The sequence below is a fragment of the Euzebyella marina genome (genome assembly GCF_003687485.1).
GTDB lineage: Bacteria > Bacteroidota > Bacteroidia > Flavobacteriales > Flavobacteriaceae > Euzebyella > Euzebyella marina.
The window spans coordinates 1,308,712-1,332,493 of record NZ_CP032050.1 but is presented as its reverse complement, the minus strand read 5'-3'; the positions used below and the strand labels follow the sequence as shown (position 1 = coordinate 1,332,493).

At 40.8% G+C, this 23,782-nt stretch carries 20 protein-coding genes and 2 riboswitches; of the genes, 5 read left to right on the top strand and 15 right to left on the bottom strand.

All coding sequences use genetic code 11. From position 1 onward, the window contains the following. Positions 1–8 precede the first annotated feature (8 nt). From D1013_RS05375 to D1013_RS05335, 9 genes are all read right to left on the bottom strand, one after another. Positions 9–1,007: a homocysteine S-methyltransferase family protein gene (locus D1013_RS05375; RefSeq protein ID WP_121847893.1), complete on the bottom strand. Its 999-nt coding sequence runs from the start codon at positions 1,005–1,007 to the stop codon at positions 9–11. Positions 1,008–1,121: 114 nt separating this feature from the next. After that, positions 1,122–1,226: riboswitch (SAM riboswitch) on the bottom strand. 162 nt (positions 1,227–1,388) lie between these two features. Next, positions 1,389–2,450, bottom strand: coding sequence for an NAD(P)/FAD-dependent oxidoreductase (locus D1013_RS05370; protein WP_121847892.1), 1,062 nt, complete (start codon positions 2,448–2,450; stop codon positions 1,389–1,391). Positions 2,451–2,455: 5 nt separating this feature from the next. Then, positions 2,456–3,256, bottom strand: a complete 801-nt coding sequence (gene cobA, locus D1013_RS05365; protein ID WP_121847891.1) for a uroporphyrinogen-III C-methyltransferase — start codon at positions 3,254–3,256, stop codon at positions 2,456–2,458. A 5-nt stretch (positions 3,257–3,261) separates the two neighbouring features. Further along, positions 3,262–5,352: a ferredoxin-like domain-containing protein gene (locus D1013_RS05360; RefSeq protein WP_121847890.1), complete on the bottom strand. Its 2,091-nt coding sequence runs from the start codon at positions 5,350–5,352 to the stop codon at positions 3,262–3,264. A gap of 129 nt (positions 5,353–5,481) precedes the next feature. Further along, positions 5,482–6,729, bottom strand: coding sequence for a sulfate adenylyltransferase subunit 1 (locus tag D1013_RS05355; protein ID WP_121847889.1), 1,248 nt, complete (start codon positions 6,727–6,729; stop codon positions 5,482–5,484). 89 nt (positions 6,730–6,818) lie between these two features. Then, positions 6,819–7,706 carry a sulfate adenylyltransferase subunit CysD gene (cysD, locus tag D1013_RS05350; RefSeq protein WP_380085322.1) on the bottom strand — a complete coding sequence of 296 codons (888 nt, stop codon included), beginning with the start codon at positions 7,704–7,706 and terminating at the stop codon, positions 6,819–6,821. Positions 7,707–7,814: 108 nt separating this feature from the next. Next, complete coding sequence (locus tag D1013_RS05345; RefSeq protein ID WP_121847888.1) at positions 7,815–8,438, bottom strand: phosphoadenosine phosphosulfate reductase domain-containing protein; 624 nt, start codon at positions 8,436–8,438, stop codon at positions 7,815–7,817. 9 nt (positions 8,439–8,447) lie between these two features. Then, a complete protein-coding gene (locus D1013_RS05340) occupies positions 8,448–8,711 on the bottom strand; it encodes a DUF2061 domain-containing protein (protein WP_121847887.1) in 264 nt (87 codons plus the stop codon). A gap of 176 nt (positions 8,712–8,887) precedes the next feature. Further along, positions 8,888–9,298, bottom strand: a complete 411-nt coding sequence (locus D1013_RS05335) for an RrF2 family transcriptional regulator (RefSeq protein ID WP_121847886.1) — start codon at positions 9,296–9,298, stop codon at positions 8,888–8,890. 143 nt (positions 9,299–9,441) lie between these two features. Here D1013_RS05335 and D1013_RS05330 point away from each other — a divergent pair, with 143 nt between their 5' ends. Further along, positions 9,442–10,086, top strand: coding sequence for a hypothetical protein (locus D1013_RS05330; RefSeq protein ID WP_121847885.1), 645 nt, complete (start codon positions 9,442–9,444; stop codon positions 10,084–10,086). Between the two features lie 36 nt (positions 10,087–10,122). Then, on the top strand, positions 10,123–10,956 hold the full coding sequence (locus D1013_RS05325) for a class I SAM-dependent methyltransferase (protein ID WP_121847884.1): 834 nt from the start codon (positions 10,123–10,125) through the stop codon (positions 10,954–10,956). Position 10,957: 1 nt separating this feature from the next. Here the strand turns inward: D1013_RS05325 and D1013_RS05320 are convergent, their stop codons facing one another. The 4 genes from D1013_RS05320 to metK all read right to left on the bottom strand — a co-directional run bounded on the left by D1013_RS05320 (position 10,958) and on the right by metK (position 18,508). Beyond that, complete coding sequence (locus tag D1013_RS05320) at positions 10,958–12,124, bottom strand: trans-sulfuration enzyme family protein (protein ID WP_121847883.1); 1,167 nt, start codon at positions 12,122–12,124, stop codon at positions 10,958–10,960. A 95-nt stretch (positions 12,125–12,219) separates the two neighbouring features. After that, positions 12,220–15,606: a bifunctional aspartate kinase/homoserine dehydrogenase I gene (thrA, locus tag D1013_RS05315; protein ID WP_121847882.1), complete on the bottom strand. Its 3,387-nt coding sequence runs from the start codon at positions 15,604–15,606 to the stop codon at positions 12,220–12,222. A gap of 63 nt (positions 15,607–15,669) precedes the next feature. Continuing rightward, a complete protein-coding gene (locus tag D1013_RS05310) occupies positions 15,670–16,944 on the bottom strand; it encodes an O-acetylhomoserine aminocarboxypropyltransferase/cysteine synthase family protein (protein ID WP_121847881.1) in 1,275 nt (424 codons plus the stop codon). Between the two features lie 115 nt (positions 16,945–17,059). Continuing rightward, a riboswitch (SAM riboswitch) is annotated at positions 17,060–17,174 on the bottom strand. A 77-nt stretch (positions 17,175–17,251) separates the two neighbouring features. Next, entirely contained in the window at positions 17,252–18,508 is a 1,257-nt protein-coding gene (gene metK / locus D1013_RS05305; protein ID WP_121847880.1) for a methionine adenosyltransferase, read from the bottom strand. A gap of 340 nt (positions 18,509–18,848) precedes the next feature. On the opposite strand from metK, the gene D1013_RS05300 reads away from it, so the two are divergent. Further along, a complete protein-coding gene (locus D1013_RS05300; RefSeq protein WP_121847879.1) occupies positions 18,849–19,463 on the top strand; it encodes a deoxynucleoside kinase in 615 nt (204 codons plus the stop codon). Between the two features lie 2 nt (positions 19,464–19,465). On the opposite strand, the gene D1013_RS05295 is transcribed toward D1013_RS05300, so the two are convergent. Next, positions 19,466–20,470, bottom strand: coding sequence for an App1 family protein phosphatidate phosphatase (locus D1013_RS05295; RefSeq protein ID WP_121847878.1), 1,005 nt, complete (start codon positions 20,468–20,470; stop codon positions 19,466–19,468). A 189-nt stretch (positions 20,471–20,659) separates the two neighbouring features. Here D1013_RS05295 and D1013_RS05290 point away from each other — a divergent pair, with 189 nt between their 5' ends. After that, positions 20,660–21,364 carry an energy transducer TonB gene (locus D1013_RS05290; RefSeq protein WP_121847877.1) on the top strand — a complete coding sequence of 235 codons (705 nt, stop codon included), beginning with the start codon at positions 20,660–20,662 and terminating at the stop codon, positions 21,362–21,364. 275 nt (positions 21,365–21,639) lie between these two features. After that, positions 21,640–22,581, top strand: a complete 942-nt coding sequence (locus D1013_RS05285; protein ID WP_121847876.1) for an alpha/beta fold hydrolase — start codon at positions 21,640–21,642, stop codon at positions 22,579–22,581. Positions 22,582–22,659: 78 nt separating this feature from the next. On the opposite strand, the gene D1013_RS05280 is transcribed toward D1013_RS05285, so the two are convergent. Beyond that, on the bottom strand, positions 22,660–23,763 hold the full coding sequence (locus D1013_RS05280; protein WP_121847875.1) for a glycoside hydrolase family protein: 1,104 nt from the start codon (positions 23,761–23,763) through the stop codon (positions 22,660–22,662). Positions 23,764–23,782 lie beyond the last annotated feature (19 nt).

The following is a 23,782-nucleotide window of genomic DNA, read 5'->3' as shown; positions in this document are numbered from 1 at the left end:
TCAACTATCTATCCGACTAAAACATTCCTTGGAGTATAAGCCTTTACCAAATCTGCAATGGCCGTAATATGCTCAGGAGTAGTACCACAACAACCGCCTACAATATTTACCAGTCCCTTTTCAACATATTCCTTGATTTGTGCCGCCATCTGCTCCGGGGTTTCGTCATATTCACCAAATGCATTTGGCAAACCCGCATTTGGGTGTGCAGAAACGGCATAATCGGTTCTGGACGATAATACCTCTAAATGAGGCACCAATTGATTAGCACCAAGTGCACAATTAAAACCGACCGATAAAATGGGAATATGGGATATCGATATCAGAAATGCTTCAGCTGTTTGCCCCGAAAGCGTTCTTCCGGAAGCATCTGTTATCGTACCACTGACCATGACGGGTGGGTCTATATTTCTTTCTTCTTTCACCTCTTCAATGGCAAAAAGGGCCGCTTTGGCGTTCAGTGTATCGAAAATAGTCTCTACCAAAAGTATGTCCGACCCTCCATCCAATAAGGCCTCTACCTGCTGTTTATAGGCAATACGAAGTTCATCAAAAGAGATGGCCCTAAAACCCGGATCGTTTACATCTGGGCTCATGCTTGCCGTTTTATTGGTCGGGCCGATACTACCGGCTACAAAACGTGGCTTGTTAGGTTCTTTGGTCGTAAACTCATCGGCAACCTTTTTAGCGATTCGAGCCGATTCATAATTGAGCTCGTACACCAAATCCTCCATATGGTAATCGGCCATCGCAATCGTTGTGCCTGAAAATGTGTTCGTTTCGACTATATCGGCACCGGCAGCAAAATATTTTCTATGTACCTCGGCTATAGCCTCTGGTTGGGTCAAGGAAAGCAAGTCGTTATTACCCTGTAACGGATGTTCCCAATCTTTGAATCTCTCCCCTCTAAAATCTTCTTCAGTGAATTTATAGCGTTGCAGCATGGTACCCATGGCACCATCCAAAACTAAAATTCGCTCTTGCAATATTTGCCTAATATCTTTCATCTCTTTTAATCTATTTCAAAAAAGGACGCAAAAAAAACACTCCATCAAGGTTACACCTCAGGGTAGTTCAAAATCAATATCAAGCAAGGAAAAAGAATGGGGACGAACGCCCTTCTGTTATCTGCCCTACTTTTGAGGATAGAATGTAGCACCTTCTTTATGGGAAAAGGGTTGCCAAGGCTTCACCGGGTCTATTCCCTCCGCCTTTCTTGATAACGACTTCAGTGTTTAAATGAACGGCTGCAAAGTAACGTCAAGGCCGCGCCAAAAACAAATAAACCTCAACTTTTTTGACAATGGAACAAAACCTCCTCGAAGCCTTTCGCCCGAGAAGGTTTTGAAACCATTTCTAACATATAAATGAACTAAGAATCGATTTGCTTAAGAGATGCTTTGCACCACCTCTTTCTTAGCAACTTTTTTAGAACCATCAAATCCTTCAACACCACCTACCGTGGTATATTTCATTACAAATCTCTTACCAGGATTAATGATTTGATAGGCATATTGACACATGACGGCCGCTTCGTGGAAACCGGATAAAATCAGTTTCAACTTACCTTCATATGTATTCACATCACCGATAGCGAAAACACCGGGTATATTGGTTTGATAATCTTTTGCGTTGTTCACTTTAATGGCGTTACGCTCGATTTCAAGACCCCAATCACCTATAGGACCTAATTTTGGCGACAACCCGAACAATGGAATGAAATTATCAACCTCTACATAGGTTTCTCCTTTTTCAGAATCATTGTGCTTAATTACTACCGCCTCTAAATGGTCGTCTCCATACAGTCTTTTAACTTCCGCTTCGGTAAACAGTTTAATTTTACCCAATTTGGCCAATTCTGAAGCTTTTTCAACAGAATCAAGAGCACCACGGAATTCGTTTCTTCTATGAACCAATGACACCTCTGAGGCGACATCGGCCAAGAAAATAGCCCAATCCAACGCTGAGTCACCACCACCTGCAATCACCACTTTTTTATTGCGATATACTTCAGGGTCTTTTACCATGTAAGCCACACCTTTATCTTCAAAATCGCCTATGTTCGAAATAGGCGGCTTTCTAGGCTCGAAAGAACCAAGACCACCGGCAATAACCACTACAGGCGCATGATGTTGTGTACCTTTATTGGTAGTTACGATAAAAGAACCGTCTTCTTGCTTATCTAATTTCTCGGCACGCTCACCTAGGGTAAAACCTGGCTCGAACGGCTTTATTTGCTCCATTAGGTTGTCGACCAGTTTACCTGCCAAAATCTCAGGAAATGCCGGAATATCATAAATTGGTTTCTTAGGATATATTTCCGAACATTGACCGCCTGGTTGTGGCAACGCATCTATCAAATGACATTTCAATTTCAACAACCCGGCTTCAAATACTGTAAATAGACCTGTTGGCCCTGCGCCAATTATTAATACATCAGTTTTTATCATATCGCTTAACTTAACTCAAATTCATTTCTTTTGACCAGTTCCCACATTTGCATCCGATGGTTGACTACCTCACCAATAATAATGATGGCAGGATTGGTCAATTCTTTTTCTTTTACTTCCTTTTCAATCGTATCGATAGTGGCAACGGCCATTTTCTCATCTGGGCGTGTACCATTTTGAATAATTGCAATCGGGGTCTCGGCTTTATTTTCCTTTTTAAAGAGCTCAACAATCTGTCCTAATTTTGACATTCCCATCAAAATAACAACTGTAGCGCTGCTCTTGGCTGCCAAGGCAACATCGTTTGACAATTTATGCTCTTTGGTAGTACCCGTAATCACCCAAAAACTTTCGGCGGCCCCTCTTTTGGTCACTGGAATATGTTGTGATGCCGGAACCGACAAACAAGATGATACCCCTGGTACCATTGCTACCTCCACACCATGTTCAGCCGCAAATTCCATTTCCTCGGCACCGCGACCAAAAACAAATGGGTCGCCGCCTTTTAGTCGTACCACATGCATACCTTGCTTGGCACGGCCGACAATCAAATCATTGATTTGCTCTTGCTGATAGGCGTAACATCCTTTACGCTTACCCACGAACACATGCTCGGCATTAGGGGCATAGTCAAGTAGCTCGGTAGCTACCAAGGCATCGTACAAGACCACATGAGCCGTTTTCAAGGCCTTGATGGCCTTAACGGTAATCAACTCAAGATCACCAGGGCCAGCACCGACGATGGTAAGCTTACCATTGTCGCCGAAATATTTAGGTTGATGATATGTGGTCGTTTTAAATTCCATTCGTATTAGGCTTCTGCCAATTCTTGTTTTCTGTAAGCCTCTACAGTTTTCAAAAACTCTTGAGAATCGGCCAAATAACTTTTGGCGAATTCCTCAGTAGGCTCATTTCTATTTAATTGAAGTGCCAAATCTTCAAAACCTCGGCCCAATTCTATCTTACCGGCAGCTACGAACTTCTCATCGAAATCTTTAATGATACCGGCATGGGTATTCACTTTAGCTTTTTCAGAGGTCAATAAGGCTTTCGCCGAATTTACCATTGATGTATAGGAATAGTAAATACTGGCTGCCCATTTACCTTCTTCCAAAGCCTCAATCGCATTTTGATTTTTCTCTTCACTTTCAAATAATAAAGTAGCTACCAAATCGATGACAACCCCGGCACATTCACCTACACCAATCGCCTTTTCATAGCGTTCTGTATTACCCCAATCAATAAAATCTTCTGCAGTTAGATTGGTAACATCGGAAAGTGGCGTCAAGAAATCGTAGAAATACATTTGTCCTTTTTCTTGATAGTAATCGGCATACGATTGTCCGTTTCCATTGGCATCATAATCGTCTAAAATCAATCGTAAAGCCTCTGGACCACGCTTACTCGGTATCTTCACCACTTTATCGGCAAAACGACCATTTCCGTTTCCATCGTTACCTCCTCCGAGTAGCACTTGCAATGCAGGCGCTACCAATTTATCTTTCGTACGAACACTCATACCTTGAAAACCGATATGCGCCATGTTGTGCTGACCACAGGCATTCATACAACCACTAATTTTAATAACCACATCAGGGTTGGATATGTATTGCGGATAATCAGCCTTGATTACTCTTTCAAGTTCTTCGGCAATACCAGTACTACTGGCTATACCAAGATTACAAGTATCTGTACCTGGGCAGGCGGTGATATCCAAAGCTCTGTTATAACCAGCTTCTGCAAATCCTAACTTAGATAGCGCTTTGTAGAAAAATGGTATTAACTCTTCCCTCACATGGGGAATCAAAATATTTTGACGTAAGCTTAATCGTATTTCACCGGCAGCATATTCGCTGACCAAATCAGCCAAAAGTCTAGCTTTGTCGGTGTACCAATCGCCTAAAAGTACTTTGATACCTATGGCAACAAAACCTTCTTGTTTTTGAGGAACGATATTGGTCGATTTCCAAGCTTCAAAAGCCTCTTTATCTTCAATCTCTACCTCTTTTGGTTGGGCATCGGCAATTTTTACTTGCGGATAAGCTTCTGCGTCGATAGGATACGACTGATGAGGAACTGCTTTCTGCTCGGCTTCCAATAGCTCCTTAAAACCATCAAGACCTACATCTTTAATCAAGAACTTCATACGAGCCTTGGCCCTGCTCTTACGCTCTCCGTATCGGTCGAAAACTCGAACAACACCATCCATTAAAGGAATGATTTTATCACTTTCTAAAAATTCAAAAAGTACGTCTGCATGACGCGGTTGAGAACCGAGTCCGCCACCCAACATCACTTTAAAACCTTTAACCCCATCTTGAATTTTCGCAATAAAGCCTAAATCATGCATGTAAGACAAGCCTGTATCGGCATCGCTCGAAGAAAAAGAAACCTTGAACTTACGGCCCATTTCTTGACTGATAGGGTTACGTAAAAAATATTGGAACAAGGCATGGGCATAAGGCGAAACATCGAAAGGCTCATCAACATCGATACCCGCCGTTTCACTAGCTGTAACGTTTCTTACCGTATTACCGCAGGCTTCACGAAGTGTAACATTATCTTTCTCTAGTTCTGCCCATAATTCTGGTGTTCTATTCAAATCAACATAGTGAATTTGAATATCTTGGCGAGTAGTAATGTGCAATCTGCCTGTAGAGTACTCATCGGAAACATCGCAGATACGCTTTAGCTGCTTTGAGGTAACCTTACCGTAAGGAAGTTTGATACGAATCATTTGAACGCCGGGTTGACGCTGACCGTATACCCCTCTAGCCAAACGAAGACTTCGGAATTTCTCCTCATCTACCTTGCCATCATGAAAGAGTTTAATCTTTCTTTCCAACTCGAGAATATCTTTCTCTACTACTGGGTTTTCTATTTCGGTTCTAAAACTCTGCATGTTTTTCTTCTTTCTTATTCGATGAACTAATTCAGTTCTTTAATTATATTTTTCCTATAGACTAAATAGGTAAAATCTAAAATCATACTCCAAAGGCACTTAACAACCAGCACCTTTAAAAGTGTACCTTTAGCCTATAAATCCTGCCCCGACCGTACTATTGGTCTGGGAGTCAATCAAAATAAACGAACCATTGGTACGATGATCTTTAAATTTATCATAGAAAATGGGCTTGTTCAATTTGAAAGACACTTGCGCTATATCGTTCATGCCTAAACCATCAACATCGGTATCGATACCTGAATAATCTGGACTAATCTTATGATGAATCTTATCAACTTTGGCCAACACCTTATTGACACCGTGTTGCACCACATATTTCTTACCAAGGGTCAACTTATCAGAATCCATCCAAGAAACGGTAGCGGTAAATTGCTTGTCGATGGTAGGCAAATCACCTACTTTCACCAACATATCACCTCTACTCACATTGATTTCATCTTCTAAAGTGATGGTTACAGAAGACCTTCTTGAAGCCGTCTGAAATTTTTGATTGTGGAAATAGATTTCCTTGATTCTAGATCGGGTTTGTGATGGTAGAGCCACTACTTCATCGCCTACACTCAATTCCCCACCGTAAACTTTTCCGGCAAAACCTCTGAAATCATGGAAATCATCTGTTTTTGGCCTGATAACATACTGTACAGGAAATCTTGGCGTACCTGTATTATAGATATCCTTTAAATCTAGTTCTTCTAAATGCTGTAACAAGGTCTGCCCTTCGTACCAAGACATCGCATCAGATTTGTTCACCACATTGTCACCTTTAAGGGCGCTTACGGGAATAAAGGTGATTTTTTGTTCTTGGTAATCCCTTTTGCTCATCAACTCTTCAAAGTCAGCTTTGATGCTATTGAAAGTTTCTTCGGAATAATCTACCAAATCCATCTTATTGATAGCAACAATAACATCCTTCACTCGAAGCATATTATTAATGAAAAAGTGTCTGTAGGTTTGCTCGATCACCCCTTTTCTCGCGTCGATCAAAATAATCGCCGCCTGAGAAGTAGAAGCACCGGTAACCATGTTACGGGTATACTCTACATGACCTGGAGTATCGGCAATAATGTAACTTTTAGTAGCTGTAGAAAAATAGATGTGGGCCACATCAATGGTGATACCCTGCTCCCTTTCTGCTACAAGCCCGTCAGTTGCCAATGAAAAATCCAAGTAATCGTAACCACGTTGCTTACTGGTTTTTTCAATAGCTTCTAATTTATCTGTTGTCAGCGATTTTGTATCGTACAATAAACGCCCGATCAAGGTGCTTTTACCGTCATCTACACTACCTGCTGTTGCTAATTTTAATACTTTCATCTTTGTATGATTGTTGGTTAATAGCTTCGAGTTGCCCACAAAATCTTCACAACCCCACTTTTAACTCAGAACTTTAACTATTAACTTTCCTAAAAATATCCTTGTTGCTTGCGCTTCTCCATGGCTGCCTCTGATCGTTTATCATCAATACGGGCGCCCCTTTCCGAAATGGAAGAATCCCTAATCTCGGAAACCACCTTCGCAATTGTATCGGCTTCCGATTCGACCGCTGCGGTACATGACATATCGCCAACAGTTCTAAACCGTACCGTACGCTCTTCTACCAATTCATCTTCTGCCCTGAACACTACCTCATCTTCAGCAGACCAGATAAGACCGTCTCTTAAGAACGTCTTGCGCTTGTGTGCAAAATAAATAGACGGTATTTCGATATTCTCTGCTTCAATATAGCTCCACACATCCAGCTCGGTCCAGTTACTGATCGGGAATACACGAACGTTCTGCCCTAATTCAATTTGGCCGTTCAACATATCGAACAACTCAGGGCGCTGGTTTTTCTCGTCCCACTGACCAAAATCATCGCGAACCGAAAAAATTCTTTCCTTAGCACGTGCTTTTTCTTCGTCTCTACGGGCACCCCCAATACAGGCATCAAACTTGAATTCTTCAATGGCATCTAACAAAGTAGTGGTCTGCAACATATTTCTACTGGCATATTTACCAGTTTCTTCTTTCACTTTACCTTGATCGATAGAATCTTGTACATTACGCACAATTAACTCTAAGCCTAATTCTTCTACCAAACGATCTCTAAATATGATGGTTTCAGGAAAGTTATGCCCTGTATCAATGTGCATTAGAGGAAAAGGTATTTTCGCCGGCCAAAAAGCCTTCTGCGCCAATCTCACCAATGTGATGGAATCTTTACCACCTGAGAATAACAATACAGGTCTTTCAAATTGTGCGGCTACTTCCCTAATAATATAAATGGCCTCATTTTCCAATGCGTTTGACACATCTCCTGTCGCACCTAAAAGTGCCGTATCGGTAATTTGTTCTTTAGTAACTGTTTCCAAGTTTGTAATTCTTTTAAATCCAACTTAGTTGGAGTTCATAATTGTCAATTAGGTATGCAATCCACATTCACGGTTCTCCAAAACCTTCGTAGGATCAAAATATTTATGTTCGTTCGGTAATTCGTGTTCGGCCAAATAAGCATCGAGCTCCGCATCACTATAATGATAAAAAGGACCCACCTTCAAAACACCATCTTTGCTAAGGCTCAAAACATCTAAAGAATCTCTAAGTGCAGTTTGCCCTTTTCTCAAGTTGGTAAACCAAACATCTGGTTGATGGGCCTCCATAGCTCTTCTAAAAGGCTCTAATTTCACCTGCTCAGTGAATATAGCATGCCTTGGGTCGTCTATTTGCGGAATACCCATAACCACATCTCTATGAGCGGTTGTCTGTTGAGGCACATACAAATCTATTTGAAGCCCCAAACGCTCGATTAGCTCTTCGGCATGGCGATAGGTGTTGGGCGTGTTATAACCCGTATCGCACCAAATAACCGGTATATCGGCCTTTACTTGTGTAACGGCATGAAGAATGTTCACCTCATAAGGCCTAAAGTTGGTGGTCACCACCGCATTTTTGGCATTTTCAATGGCCCATGCTATTATCTCTTGAGGGCTGGCCCCTTCAAACTTCTTGTTTTGTTCTTGAATCAATTCTTCTGAAAAACTCATTTCTTAAATTTATTTACCCCAAGATATTTTGTTCCAAATTCGCTCGTGGAAAAAGTATAGTACCATTTTGGTTACCAATTCTATTAAACCGATAGAGAAGGCCAATGTTAACGTGCCGGTCACTATCCAAGAAATAATAATGGTATCTATGGTTCCAACAATCCTCCAACTAATAGACTTTACGATACTTCTCTTAGGGCTCTCCGATGCTTTGTCTTTACGGAAAGTGGTTTTTTCATTTTTAGAATCCACAGTAAGCTGATCTACAATCATAATCTTATTATCCTATCAATTTAATAGAGTAAACAAAAATAAGACAAATATGTCTAATTAGACGCATAACCTGCCCAGAAATTACAATTACCCTATAGATTTAGTAGATTATTAACATACCATCCTTTTTATTGAGAATTATTCGATCACTCGTAAGCGTCTGGACACCAATTAAATTAGATGATTAGGTCTGCCAGGGTATTGTTTCGATACACCTCTAAATTAGCGTCCCTTACCTTCAGCATAAGTTTGTTTACCGAGCAAGTAGCTTCATCTCGGCAATCGGCACACTTTTCATAAAAGTTCAAACTGACACAAGGCACCATAGATATAGGGCCTTCAAGAACGCGCATTACATCGGTCATCAGCACTTCATTCGGGTCTTTTATAAGATAGTATCCACCCCCCTTACCTTTTTTAGAACCCAAAAAACCGCTTTTTCGCAGGGAAAGTAAAATACTCTCCAAAAATTTCTGCGAGATATTCTCGCATTTGGCTATTTCAGAAATCTGAACTGGCGCCTTATCTTTTTGCGAAGCGAGGTAGGTCAATGCTTTGAGACCGTATTTTGTCTTTTTAGAGAGCATAGGGCGAAGATACAGAAAATTAAGATTTACATCGTAGAGACCTTTATCTACCAAGTATTACTTTTTTGTCTTAGGGATGTAGATTCAGAAACAAGTAAAAACATTAATTAGTAGTTTTGAAACAATCGCTATAACCACAAACCATGGGTCAAAAGTTTGTTGCCTATCGAAAATATTTACCGCAGTTGTATAGATATTTCTTTGAATTTCTGGTTGTTTTTGTTGGTGTCTTCTTGGCCTTTTGGCTTAATAATTACCAAGAAAGTAAAACGGAAGAAAGAAAAAAAAGGGAAATCTACACAGCCATTTATGAGGATCTTAATGCATTCTACGAATCGGGAAAAAGAGAAAACGAAAAAGGCTTTGTTCAGTTCTTCTTGAATTTAGACAAACAGTCAGACAGTTTGATAGGACAAAAGAAAATTCCTGTCAAGACCATACTTTATGGTGATTACTGGAAGGTGCCCATCATCAACTCATTTGTTCAAAGCGGTCTATTGAAAGATGTTGATATTGAAATCTTTAAAAAGGTGACGCGTTTCAATACGGTACATCAAAATTTTCTGCAGACCATTGAAGACTATAACACTTTTTATGACCAGTACATTACGGCCGAATATGACCAAGGTATGGAGCATTTCTACCAACCAGATTCCAATCAACTTCAGGGCAAATACATCTATCTAGAAGATGCCTTGGAAGGCGTTGCTGAGTTTGCCGAATTATTAGTGACCATCGCGCATGAAGTGGCTACCGAAATACAATCAAAACATTTGGCCGATAAGTAACCTACCCGTAAATCTATTCACCCACGAAGCGACTACATGAGCAAAAATCAAAAACGTCAATTGATAAGTAACAAAATTGAGTCTTTTTACAATGAAGCTAGCGAAGAGACCCGATTGGAAAAAGGTATGGGAATTTTCGAATTCGAAAGAATTAAAGATCTTATCACCAAGTACCTAGAATCTAGAGAACAAACGATTATAGATGTTGGCGGGGGTACGGGAAAGTATTCTGAGTGGTTGGCTGAATTAAATCATCAACTGTATTTAATCGAGCCCGTACCGAAACACCTCAAGTTAGCCAATAAAAGGGCGAAGAAATTAGAAAACCCATTTACAGTAATTTCTGGGGAATCGAGAAAACTGGATATCAAAAACGGGTTCGCCGACATGGTCATTCTACACGGGCCCTTGTACCATCTTCAGAAACATGAAGACCGCATTCAAACCATAATGGAAGCTAAAAGGGTGCTGAAACCCGGAGGAATCATTTTAGGCTTCGCCATCAATTATACGGCTTCTACACTAGTGGGCCTCTTAAACGGATTCATACATGACCAAAGTTTCTTTAAAATGTGCAAAGAAGAGCTCACCAAAAGCATTCACAATCCGCCAAAAAATTTTCCGGGTCTCTTGGCGGAAGCATATTACCATCGACCTGACGAACTGAAAAAAGAGTTCTCATCGGCTGACCTAAAGTTTTTAAACCTACATGCCGTAGAGGGAATGGCATGGCTCGACAAAGATTATTTTTCAAGTATGTTGCACGGCAAAAACAAGAAAACCCTTCAAGAGCTGGTTGCCATTACCGAAAACGACGAATACCTACTACCCTTCAGCCCCCATATGATGATTGCCGTGCAAAAAAACTAGATTAGCCCAAGGCTTGTTGAATATCGGCAATAATATCATCGATATGTTCCAAACCGACCGATACACGTACGGTTCCATCGGTTATACCCGTTTCTGCTCTTTCTTCTACCGACAGCTTACTATGCGTTGTTGAAGCAGGGTGCGTCACAATACTTCTTGAGTCACCTAGATTGGCAGATAGAGATAGCATTTTTATAGAGTTAAAGAACTTCTGGCCCGCTTCAAGGCCACCCTTGACCTCAAATGCCACGACACAACCACCCGCCTTCATCTGTTTTTTAGCAACCTCATGCTTAGGGTGCGATTTTAAGAACGGATACCTTACCCAATTCACTTTTTCATGCCCCTCTAAGAACTCGGCCAATTTTAAAGCATTCTCGCAGTGCCTATCAACTCGAACCGCTAAGGTCTCTAAGCTTTTTGAAAGCACCCATGCATTAAATGGGGACAAAGCCGGACCTGTAATTCTAGAAAAACGATATACCTTATCGACCAATTCTTTACTACCCACGGTAATACCTGCCAATACACGACCCTGACCATCCATCAATTTGGTACCGGAGTGAATCACCAAATCGGCACCAAACTTAATCGGCTGTTGCAAATAGGGGGAAGCAAAACAGTTATCGATTATTAATATTAACTGATGCTTTTTGGCGATTTTACCCAAATATTCCAAATCTAAAACATCTACCCCAGGGTTGGTTGGGGTTTCCGCATAGAGAATCTTGGTGTTCGGCGTAATCAATCCCTCAATTTTATCTTCTTCACCGCATTTAAAATAAGAATGGCCAATATTCCACTTCGGAAAGAAATTATTAAAAAGAGAATGCGTAGAACCAAAAATACTTCTTGAAGAAATCACATGGTCTCCGCTGTTCAGCAAGGCGGCCAAAGTCGAAAAAACAGCGGCCATGCCCGATGCGAACGCAAAACCATCTTCCGCTCCCTCCATCAAACATACCTTTTCTATAAATTCTGATGAGTTGGGGTTGGAATAACGAGAATAGATATTTCGTTCTTTTTCTTCAGCGAATGAAGCCCTCATATCTTCTGCATCTTCAAAAACAAAACTTGAGGTTACGTACATTGGCACGGAATGCTCAAGGTTTTCAGACCTGTTCAATTGGGTTCTTATCGCTTTCGTTTCGAATTTAGTATTACTCATTTCTTCTTATTTGTTTCTTTTCTTTTTTGCGGATGAATGGCGTTTCGTCAAAATCACTTCTTAGCCAAGAAGTTTTGACTCAAAACTCCTACACTCTATCCTTTCTCGGCAATTCTTAAAATATCTCCAAAAACACCCCTGGCGGTCACCGCAGCACCTGCGCCGGCACCTTGTATGACTAAGGGGTTTTTGCCATACGACTCCGTATAAATTTCAATGATCGAATCGGAACCTTTTACCTGACCTAGAGCGCTTTCTTTAGGCACGGAAACCAATTTCACTTCCAAAATTCCCTTTTCTTTTTGAAGGTCACCATGCAGATCACCAACATAACGCAAAACATGTCCTGGTTTTTGGTTTTTCTTTATTTCGCTAAACTTAGCATCCAGGACATCTAAATTTTCAAGAAAATCATCCACCGAGCCTTCCCTTAAATCTTCGGGAATAAGATTATTAATACTGATATCGGAAAATTCATTGCTCAAATCTAGTTCTCTGGCTAAAATCAAAAGTTTTCTACCAACATCATTACCCGATAAATCTTCACGCGCATCGGGCTCTGTAAAACCTTTCTTCATCGCATCTAGTAAAATAGCGGAAAACGGTTTATCAGATTCTGAGAACGTATTAAAAATATAACTCAGCGACCCTGAAAACACCCCTTTTATTTGGGTGATGTTCTCACCCGAAAGATGCAATAGTTTAATAGTATCAATCAATGGAAGACCGGCCCCTACGTTAGTTTCATAGAGGTATTGCTTTTGGTGCTTACCTAGTTCTTCCCGTAGAAGTTGATAAAAATCAAACCCTAATGTATTGGCAATTTTGTTCGACGATACCAAATCGAAACCATTCTCGACAAATTCAAAATAATTGGCCACAAAGTCTTCATTGGCTGTGTTATCTACAGCAATTAAGTTTTCAAGATGGTTTCTCTTGGCATAGTCGATAACATCGGCATAGGTATAAGACACTCCTTTTTCCTCTAAAGCCGTTTTCCAAGTTTTAGGTATTCCCTTACGCTCTAGCAATACTTTTCGTGAATTGGCTACGGCAAATACATTGAGGTCAATACCCTTGCGCTTTTCGATGGTTTTTTTAGACCGCAGAATTTGACCAATCAATGTTCCGCCAACATTACCATGACCGAAGATGGCCAAATTCACCTTTTTGCTGATTCCGAAAATCTGGCCGTGCATGACGTTAATGGCCTTATGCAAATCTGATTTTTTCACGACCAAACTCACATTTTTCCCCGATACAGTATTGTTAAACAGTAACGGAACCACTTGATTCTTTATCAAGGCATTGAACGGGCGGTGAAAGGTGCTCAAATCTTGACCGACCACCGATATGACCGAAACTTCGTTTTGAACCGTAATCATGTTGATATCTCGGGTCTCATAGTCGCCTGCGAATTCGGCATCCAAAGCCTTTTTGGCCCTTTGCGCCTTGTTCGAATCAACTACTAGACCGATACCCCGTTCAGAAGAGCCCTGAGATACAATACTGACACTAATATTGTTTTGCTCCAACGACCTGAATATTCTCGCATCGATACCCACTTTGCCCAAGAGGCCCCTACCTTCTAAATTAATAAGGGAAACATTTTCGATGACGGATAATGATTTAATACCTCCTTTCTCGCTTTTTGCACTGATCAAAGTACCCTCGTTATCATCATTGAAGGTATTTAAAATGCGTAGCGGAATGTTCTTTTCAATTAATGGGATGATTGTCTTGGCATGCAAAATGGTCGCACCAAAATTCGCGAGTTCATTCGCCTCACCATAACTAAGATTGGCAATGCGCTTTGCATCGGAAACCAAATCAGGGTTTGCCGTAAAAATACCATCTACATGGGTGTAGTTTTGAAGCTCATCAGCGTTTAAAAAATTAGCGAACAAGGCAGCAGAATAATTACTACCATTTCTCCCTAAAGTAGTTGTATCACCTTTATCGTCAGAAGCAATGAAGCCAGTAATAACCGGAACCGTCTGCTTCTCCAAATGCGCAAAATGTCGCAATACATTCTCTTTTGATTGCGCTTCGTTCACGGCTGCATCCCCAAAGTTTGAATCTGTTTTCAATACAGTTCTTGAATCTAGAAACTCAGCTGAAATGCCTCTGCCTATCAAGAGCTTTGTTACCAATTTTGCAGAAATAAGCTCCCCAAAAGACAAAGCCTGATCCTTGATTTTCAAGCTGTAATCACCTAAAAGGGACACACCTTCCAACAGCTTCGCCAATTCTTTTAATTCATTGGAAAGATTGACATTCTTAAACGTATGCTGTTGGTATTTTTCAAAGGCCTCAAAATCTTTATGATAGTTTTGTCCTGAAGCTGCTTTGTCAAGTAAATTTTCAAGCTGGTCGGTGGCCTTACCTCGAGCCGATAGAATAACGGCTATATTTTCACCATCGTTTACCTTTTTGGTGATGATATCTAAAACGCGGCCTAGACCTTCGCCATTAGCCAACGATTTACCCCCAAACTTGAGTACTTTTAACCTATTAGACTTGCCGTTTCTCCTAAAAATGGGATCCAACAGCTGCTCCATTTGATCGAATTCGATTAAAAATGCATCGTGGCCGTGCAAAGAATGAACTTCGCCATAGGTTACATTACTATTGGCTTGAGCCAATTGCTTATACGTTTCTTTATTTTCTTTAGCTGTAAAGAACAGGTCAGAATCGACCCCAATGATGTGTATATTGGTATCGCTATTTTGAAGGTCGATAAAGTTCTTATCGCCATTTCTCATAATATCGATGGTCTTCAAAAGCTGGTTCATCAACTTATACGCCGAGAGTTGAAAACGCTCTTGAAGCTTTTCGCCGTGATGCATTAACCAACTTTCAACATTGAAAACCTGTAATTCTTCATTGGTACTTCGTTTAAAACGCTCCTTGAATGATTCAGGTGTTCTATAACAAAGCATTGCATGCATACGGGCATCATGAACCGGTTGTTTAGAATTGACCAAAAACTGTTCTTGAATTTGGCAATTGGCTATTAGCCAGTCGGTAGATTTCCAATCGGAGGCAACAGGAATCAAATGTTCTGTAATTCTTGGGTTAAGTGCTGCCATTTCCCAGGCGATTCCACCACCCAATGAACCACCGATTATTGCGTAAAGCCTTTTAATCTCCAGTTGCTCCAATCCTAAAAGAAAAATACGGGCCATATCGCCTGCCACAAAATCTTTATAGTTATCGATGACAAACTTGTCATGGCCATTACCAGGAATATTGAACGAAAGGATAGTGTATTTGTTCGTGTCGATACACTTACCTTCTCCAATAAGCGCAGACCACCACCCACCATCGCCGGTAACATTTGAATTACCCGTTAATGCATGGTTGACAAGAACAATCGGGGCACTGTGAAGCGCTTGCCCGAATAGTTGATAGGAAAGTTCAATATCTTGGGAAACCTGACCCAAGGTGATGTAATTATTTATTTTAAGATGATGGAGCATACCTCTCTTTAAAGTTGGCCCGACCAACATAGGGTCGGGCCATATTTTTATTATCTATTTTGATTACAGCGAAGCAAAGGCATTCGCCAAATCAGCTTTTAAATCTTCAATATCTTCTAACCCAACTGAAAGACGAATCAAATCTTGGCTGACACCGGCACCCAATTGCTGTTCTTCATTTAGCTGTTGGTGGGTTGTACTGGCCGGGTGAATAATCAAAGATTTGGTATCACCAATGTTCGCCAACAATGAAAATATTTTGGTAGCATCGGTAAATTTCTTTGCCGCTTCAAAGCCCCCTTTTATACCAAAGGTTACCAACCCACTTTGTCCCTTAGGCAAATATTGTTGGGCCAAGTCATAATACTCACTGCTTTTAAGACCTGGATAGTTCACCCATGATACCTCATCACGGCCCTCTAACCATTCGGCCAACTCAAGGGCATTGGTGCTATGTTGTTTTATACGTACATTCAAAGTCTCCAGACCTTGAATTATCTGAAATGCATTGAACGGACTTAACGCTCCGCCGAAATCGCGAAGGCCTTCTAAAATCAGTTTAAAGGTGTAAGAAGCCGCACCTAAAGTTTCATGATAGACCAAGCCATGATAACCGGCAGATGGTTCGGTAAATTCAGGAAATTTACCATTGCCCCAATCGAACGTTCCAGCATCGATAATGGCCCCTCCCAAAGAGGTACCTTGCCCGCCGATATATTTGGTAAGGGAATGGATAACTATGTTGGCCCCATACTCTATCGGATTTAAAAGAGCGGGTGTAGCTACTGTATTGTCAACAATAAAAGGAACCTTCGCAGCTTTAGCCTGTTCGGAAATAGCTTTCAGGTCCAATACATCTAATTTAGGGTTGCCCAAAGATTCGACAAAGATGGCCCGTGTATTATCTTGAACTGCCTTACCAAAATTTTCTGGATCACTAGCATCAACAAAGGTTGTTGTGATACCTAAACGTGGTAATGTTACGTTCAACAGATTGAAGGTGCCACCATACAAACTGCTGGAGGCCACGATGTGGTCACCTGCCTTCAATAAAGTCATAAGACCGGTTGAAATGGCAGCCGCCCCTGATGAAAATACCACGGCACCAATACCACCCTCTACAGCAGCTAAACGCTTTTGAAGAATTTCATTGGTAGGATTGTTCAAGCGTGTGTAAATAAAACCCAGCTCTGCCAAAGAAAACAGGTTCGCGGCGTGGTCTGTGTTATTGAACACGTAAGAAGAGGTCTGATAAATTGGCACCGCACGTGTACCACTTGTTTCAGCAGTATCATGGCCCGCGTGCAGGGCATTTGTAGAAAAGTTGAGCTCACTCATAGTTGTTGATTTTTAAGTTGTACGAATACTAAAAAATCCAAACCCTAGATGATTGTTCATCAAGGTTCAATTAAAAAGTTATAAGAAAGCGGAAAAATTACGGGAGTAATCTGTTGCGTTATCTGCCCCAAAATAATTTTAGGTTAGAACGTAGCACCTTCTCTACCTATTTTGGCAAAGGGTTGCTAAGGTATCAAAGGGTCTATTCCCTCCACCTTTCTTGATAACTATTCAATACGTGTTTGAACTTTTTGGAAAAACAAATATATGTACCGGAAATTAAAATTCCGCTTATTTCCGAAAAAAATTAGAGATTAAACAATTTCTTAACTTCTTCTACCCTATCCAGCTTTTCCCAAGTAAATAATTCTACCTCTTTTTCTACCTTACCGTTGTAAGGCGATTCAAAAACCTTGGTTACGGTCTGGGGCTCTTTGCCCATGTGGCCGTAAGCGGCAGACTCAAGATAAATTGGGTTTCTAAGCTTTAATCTTTCTTCGATGGCAAATGGGCGCATATCAAATAACTGAGCTACCTTTTTGGCAATTTCACCATCGCTTAAACCGATCTTTGATGTATCATAGGTATCAATGAAAATAGAGGTAGGTTCAACAACGCCGATGGCATAGCTCACCTGCACCAAAACCTCATCGGCAACTCCGGCAGCGACCAAGTTCTTTGCAATATGGCGAGAGGCATAGGCAGCACTTCTATCGACCTTGCTCGGATCTTTTCCACTAAAAGCGCCTCCACCGTGGGCACCTTTACCCCCGTAGGTATCAACAATAATCTTTCTACCGGTAAGGCCTGTATCGCCATGCGGGCCGCCTATCACAAACTTACCTGTAGGGTTGATGTGGTATTTGATGTCGTCATCAAAAAGCACCTGAATACTTTCCGATAGCTGAGCCCTTACTTTAGGTATCAAAATATTGATGATGTCTTTTTTGATTTTTGCAAGCATCACCTCATCATCGGCATCAAATGCATCATGTTGGGTAGAAACAACTATTGTATCGATTCTCACCGGTACATTATCATCTGAATATTCAATGGTCACTTGTGCTTTGGCATCAGGCCTCAAATAACTGATTTCGGAGCCCTCTCTGCGCAAATCGGCCAAGGTTTGAAGAATTTTATGGGAAATATCCAAAGCCAACGGCATATAATTTTCCGTTTCATTGGTAGCGTATCCGAACATCATTCCCTGGTCACCGGCACCCTGTTGTTCCTTTTCCCCACGATCCACACCTTGACTAATGTCTTGCGATTGCTCATGAATCAATGATATGACACCGCAAGAGTCTCCGCTAAACTGGTATTCACCTTTCGTATAACCGATTTTATTGATAACATCGCGTGCTATATTCTGCACATCTAAATAGGTATCGCTTTTCACCTCACCTGCCAAGACTACTTGACCTGTGGTTACCAAGGTTTCACATGCTACCTTACTTTCTGGGTCAAAAGCCAGAAAATGGTCTAACAATGCGTCACTAATTTGGTCGGCCACCTTATCTGGGTGCCCTTCACTTACTGATTCAGATGTAAAAAGATATGACATATACTTCTTTATTTTTTGAAGGATTTGAAGATATTCCTAAAGAAGTATGACAGGTAAAATAGCTGCCAACTGCTTTAGCATTTTTTATGTTGCCAGCGAACTAACCTTATTTTCGGTTGTGACAACAAGAGGTTGCAATCAGTCAAATCCTTCCTCTTTTTATAATCAGGGGCAAAATTACATCTTTAACCTAGAAATAAAAATTTTAAGTCAAAAGTGCGTATTAAAATTATCATAAGGATTTTTTAGAAACAATATTTTTACCTTGCACGGGATCCTTTGTATCTTGTGCCTTCGTATCTAGTATAGAGAAAATCTCAACTCAAAAAGCAACTAATCTATGCATATTGCAGTAGCCGGAAATATCGGCGCCGGAAAAACCACCTTAACAAGGCTTTTGGCCAAGCACTATAAATGGGAAGCCAATTTTGAAGACGTGGTTGACAACCCTTACCTCGATGATTTCTATACGCAGATGGAGCGATGGAGCTTTAACCTCCAAATTTACTTTCTAAACCATCGATATCGCCAGATACTGCAAATACGGGAGAGTGGAAAAAATACCATTCAAGACCGTACCATATACGAAGATGCGTACATCTTTGCACCCAACCTACATGCCATGGGCCTGATGACCAATAGAGACTTTAACAATTACAAAAGTCTTTTTGAACTGATGGAAAGTCTTGTACAACCGCCCGACCTTCTTATTTACCTGAGAAGCTCCATTCCTAATTTGGTCAAGCAGATTCATAAACGCGGACGAGAATACGAAAACAGCATATCAATAGATTATCTAAGCCGCCTTAACGAAAGGTACGAGGCTTGGATCCATGACTACAAAAAAGGCAACCTTCTAATTATTGATGTAGACGACCTTGATTTTGTGAGCAACCCAGAAGACCTCGGGTCTATCATCAACCGAATCGACGCGCAAATCAACGGCCTCTTTTAAATTTAGATAAAGTTATTTTCTTTGGCATGCTCAATTGCCTGCTCACTACTTTCTACAAGTAGAACGGGTGTGGTCTTGTAACCTTCGAAGAGGCCTCTTACGCGTTCCATTTTTTTCTTATGCGAAACGCTTCTTAAATAGATGGCAGCGATTTGATCGGGATAGAGTTCTGCTATTTCCTTATAAATATCGGCATCATGCTCACCGCTATCGCCAATAAGAATGAATGACAAGTTAGGATAGGTCTTTAAAATATTAAGTATTTCCTTTTGCTTCTGCGGCTTCTCACCCTCTACTCTTTTTCTTCCAAAGAAAGGAAAGCTACGCAAAAGAATGGGTCCTTTTGGGAAACTGTTCTGCTTTAGAAACAACTCTAGGTAGCGGTACATATTCCACGGGCTATGGCTGACATAAAAAATTGGGTTGGCCTCGTCACCAGACTTACCTTGATGCAGCATCTGGTAAAATTCGGCAGCACCCGCCAAGGGAGTCCGTTTTGCCACTGTTTTGAATACGGTATTGAAGATGACCTTCCATTTTAAAGAAGAAACAACACCAGTGTGTAAAATGGTATCATCAATATCGCTGATCACACCAAATTTTGCTCTCGAAAAAGGAATCAACATTTCGCCCGGAAATCGGTTTTGATGAAGAATTTCGCGTTTAAGAGAGTTATCATTAAAAGACACTTCATAAGACAACCAACCCTCAGAATTGGTCAACTCTCTTAAATCTCTCAAATCGGCCTTCATTTTAAAATAACCTGCATTATCGGTCTGCCCCTGAATCTTTTGATCATCGGGCAAGGTGATGGTTACCTTCGTATTTTTGACTTCATCGGTCTCGAATCTCTTGTAGGTGTTCCAGATTAAATTGAGTACCCCTTTTTGCTCTAAGTCTATTTGTTCATCTTCAAGCGCCCTTCCACGAGCATAAAAATGGCTATCTGTGCCATAACCCTGAAAACCGATTATCTGTAGTTTGTCTTTAGTACCGAAAAATGCCATAAATCAAAATTAGCGGCAAACCGCAAAAGAAGCGAACCCGATTCATTTAACAAATATCGTAATTCGACCAAATACTTTATGTGCAAAAAGTTCTTTCCCTAAATGAAAAGAGTAGTTGCCTCATTAGTGGTTTTATAAATGATAGTTACCATATAGTTTTAGATTATCAGAAACCCTAAAACGAAAAAGATGGAACCCAAGAAAAACCAAAATGTCGATATTAATCGCAACAGAAACTTGTATTTTTTACTTTCCCTGCTATTGGTACTTGCCATAACCTTAATGGCTTTTGAATGGAAAACTTACGACAAGACCTATGACTATGACATTTCGATGAACATTAGCGATGATTTGGTGGAAGATGTACCCATAACGATACATATAAAGACTCCACCCCCGCCACCTCCGATTCAGGCACCACCGATTATTGAAATCATTGAAGATGACGAAGAGGTAATGGAAACCGAAATGGCATCTACCGAAACAGACCAAAATGAGGAAGTCTTACAGGTCACGGACGTTGAAGTAATGGAAGTTGATGAACCTGAAACCATCCCATTTATTTCTATTGAGGAGGTGCCCGTTTTTCCGGGATGCGAGAAGGAAAAGGATAAAAGAGCCTGCTTTCAAGAAATGATGATGAAGCATATTAAAAAACACTTTAGATACCCCGAAATCGCACAAGAAATGGGGATTGAAGGAAGAGTAAGCACTATGTTCGTCATAGAAAAAGATGGCACTATCGGCGAAATTCAAATGCGGGGACCGGACAAAACACTGGAAGCCGAAGCAAAACGCATTCTTGACAAGCTACCTAAGATGACCCCGGGAAAGCAACGCGACCGTTCGGTAAGAGTACCATTTAGCATACCCATTACCTTTCAATTACAATAACTAAAGAGGCTGCCAAGGCAGCTTTTTTATTGGATATCGCCTGATCAATTTAGTTCGGAAACAACAAATAGTGCTGTTTTTAAGAAGAATGCATATTAGTGTTTGGCAAAAAGTTTGAGACAATCGAAAAAGTATCTTCTTGAGATTAAGAAGATCATATTTAAATTTCTGAATCCGACACCGCTTCATTTAATCGAAAGAGTCATACTTTCGCCCCCAATTTTTGATAGTCTAACCGCAAGTCCTCAAATTTGCATTCCTTATAAATCCCCCGAATGAGGCCAATTTTAGTATTGACGATATTCGTCGCCTTCATAAGTTGCACAGATAAGTATGCAGAATACAAAAAAGTACCTGATTACATTACAAAAGCTTCTCCTCTAGATTCTACATACTATCAGGCATACAACAAAACCTTACAATTATGGGATGTTGATTTTGAAGAATTGTATATACCTACCACCGATGGCATTGCCCATGTCATTGTAAGCGGCCCAAAAAATGGAGAGCCCGTGGTTCTACTGCACGGCATGAATGCCAGTTCTACCATGTGGTACCCCAATATAAAAGCACTGACCCAAAATCACCGCATTTTCGCCATTGACTTTCTATTAGAACCGGGCAAATCGCATCTTTACGACGATGTTGAAAGTGTTGAAAAGGTTACCGCTTGGTACAAAGAGATTTTATTTGTTCTAGAGCTTGATAGCTTTCACCTCATCGGAGCATCGAGAGGAGGATGGCTAGCGGTGAATTTAGCGTTGAGCAATCAACAAAAGATAAAAAGCATGATATTGCTGAGCCCGGCTCAAACCTTTACTTGGATCCGCCCCAGTTTAGATTTGTTCAAAAACATCGTTACGCTTCTCTCCTCCAAAGAAAAACAAATTGCACAAAGTTTGGAAAGCATGTCGACCAACGTATCTAACATTAGCGATACTTATTTGGAACAATACAAGCTAGGTTTGGAAAGAGAATCAGAGAACAAGTTCATAACCAATATGCAACCCTTTTCTACCAAAGAACTAGAGTCTTTACAAATGCCTGTTTTAGTTTTAATCGGGGATGACGATATTATCAATGAACGAAAAACTGTTAGAATTGCGAACAGATTGCCCAAAGGAAAGGGTGAAATCATACCCAATGCGGGCCATTTTTTATCCATCGACCAAGCAGCAGTGGTCAATGAGAAAATGACAGCATTTTTAGAAGAATAATTCTTAAAAAAGGCTACCAAAAAAAGGCATCTGTTCAGATGCCTTTTTTGTTTTCCGTAATAGTCAGAAGACCAAACCTTATTCTTTCGAATAATCTTTATAAATAGCTTCGTTAAAAGCGGCCCAATGGGCATCGGTCATTCTACCCGGTGTAAAAAGACATATTCCCGCGGCACCATTCTCCATCGATTCCTTAATGGCATCACCTAATTCTTCCGGTAAGAGTCCGTGACCCTCAGGGTCTTTCTCACTGGCCTTGTTCCATGGTCTTGGGCAAATAAAAAGACCACTATAGACGGGCGTATCACCTGCCGCTTTCACTTCTTCTTTTACCTGACTACCAATCCATAAGGTATTGGCCATATAAAAGTCATTGTAGTTCATTGGGTAATAAGCATCTAAACCCCAATTGTTCCATTCTTGACGAACCAGTTTTTTAGAAACCGTCGGGCCAGGGAAAACTGCAGCGTTAACTTTCTTACCTTTTTTATGAACGGCTTCCTTTATTTCATTCACCAAACCGGTGATTACGTTATATCTGTATTCCTTCCATTCATGAACCGTAGATGGATCATCAACTTTGGTGATATCGATACCACTTTTCTTTTTAAAATCAGAAGTACAGGTATCGCAATAGCAAAAATCATATTCTGGATATTCGCGATCTTGAATCAAACCGTACTTTTCCCAAAGCCCACGCGCCAAAATCACATCGGGAAAGCGTATGTAGTCTAAATGAATTCCGTCTACCTCATCAACTTCGGCAACTCCCGTATATAAGTCCTTTAAATACTTTCTAACCCCTTTTTTATTAGGGCACATAAATTTATAGTAAGAAGTATATGGCTGCACCTCATAGGTAGATTCTCCTTTGCCACTTACGCCATACCATTCCGGTTTAATTTTTGGGTCTCCCTGAATCATGGTCGGAATCCAAGTATGGAATTCCAAACCCGCCTCTTTCACGAACTTACCCACTCTTTTGTAAGTTTCTGGGTCGTGTCCACCGCTGTACATTAGGCCATCGATACCTTTTTCCTTAAAATCTGCAAATTGTTCTTGAAGTTCTTTATCTGTGGCTTTTCCCGGACCACCGACCCATGCATAAACGGGGACCTTGGTGGCCTGAGAATTGGCATAAATGGAAAGAAGTACTAATAGGGGAAGAAAAAGTTTTTTCATAAGTATGTTTTAAGGCTGC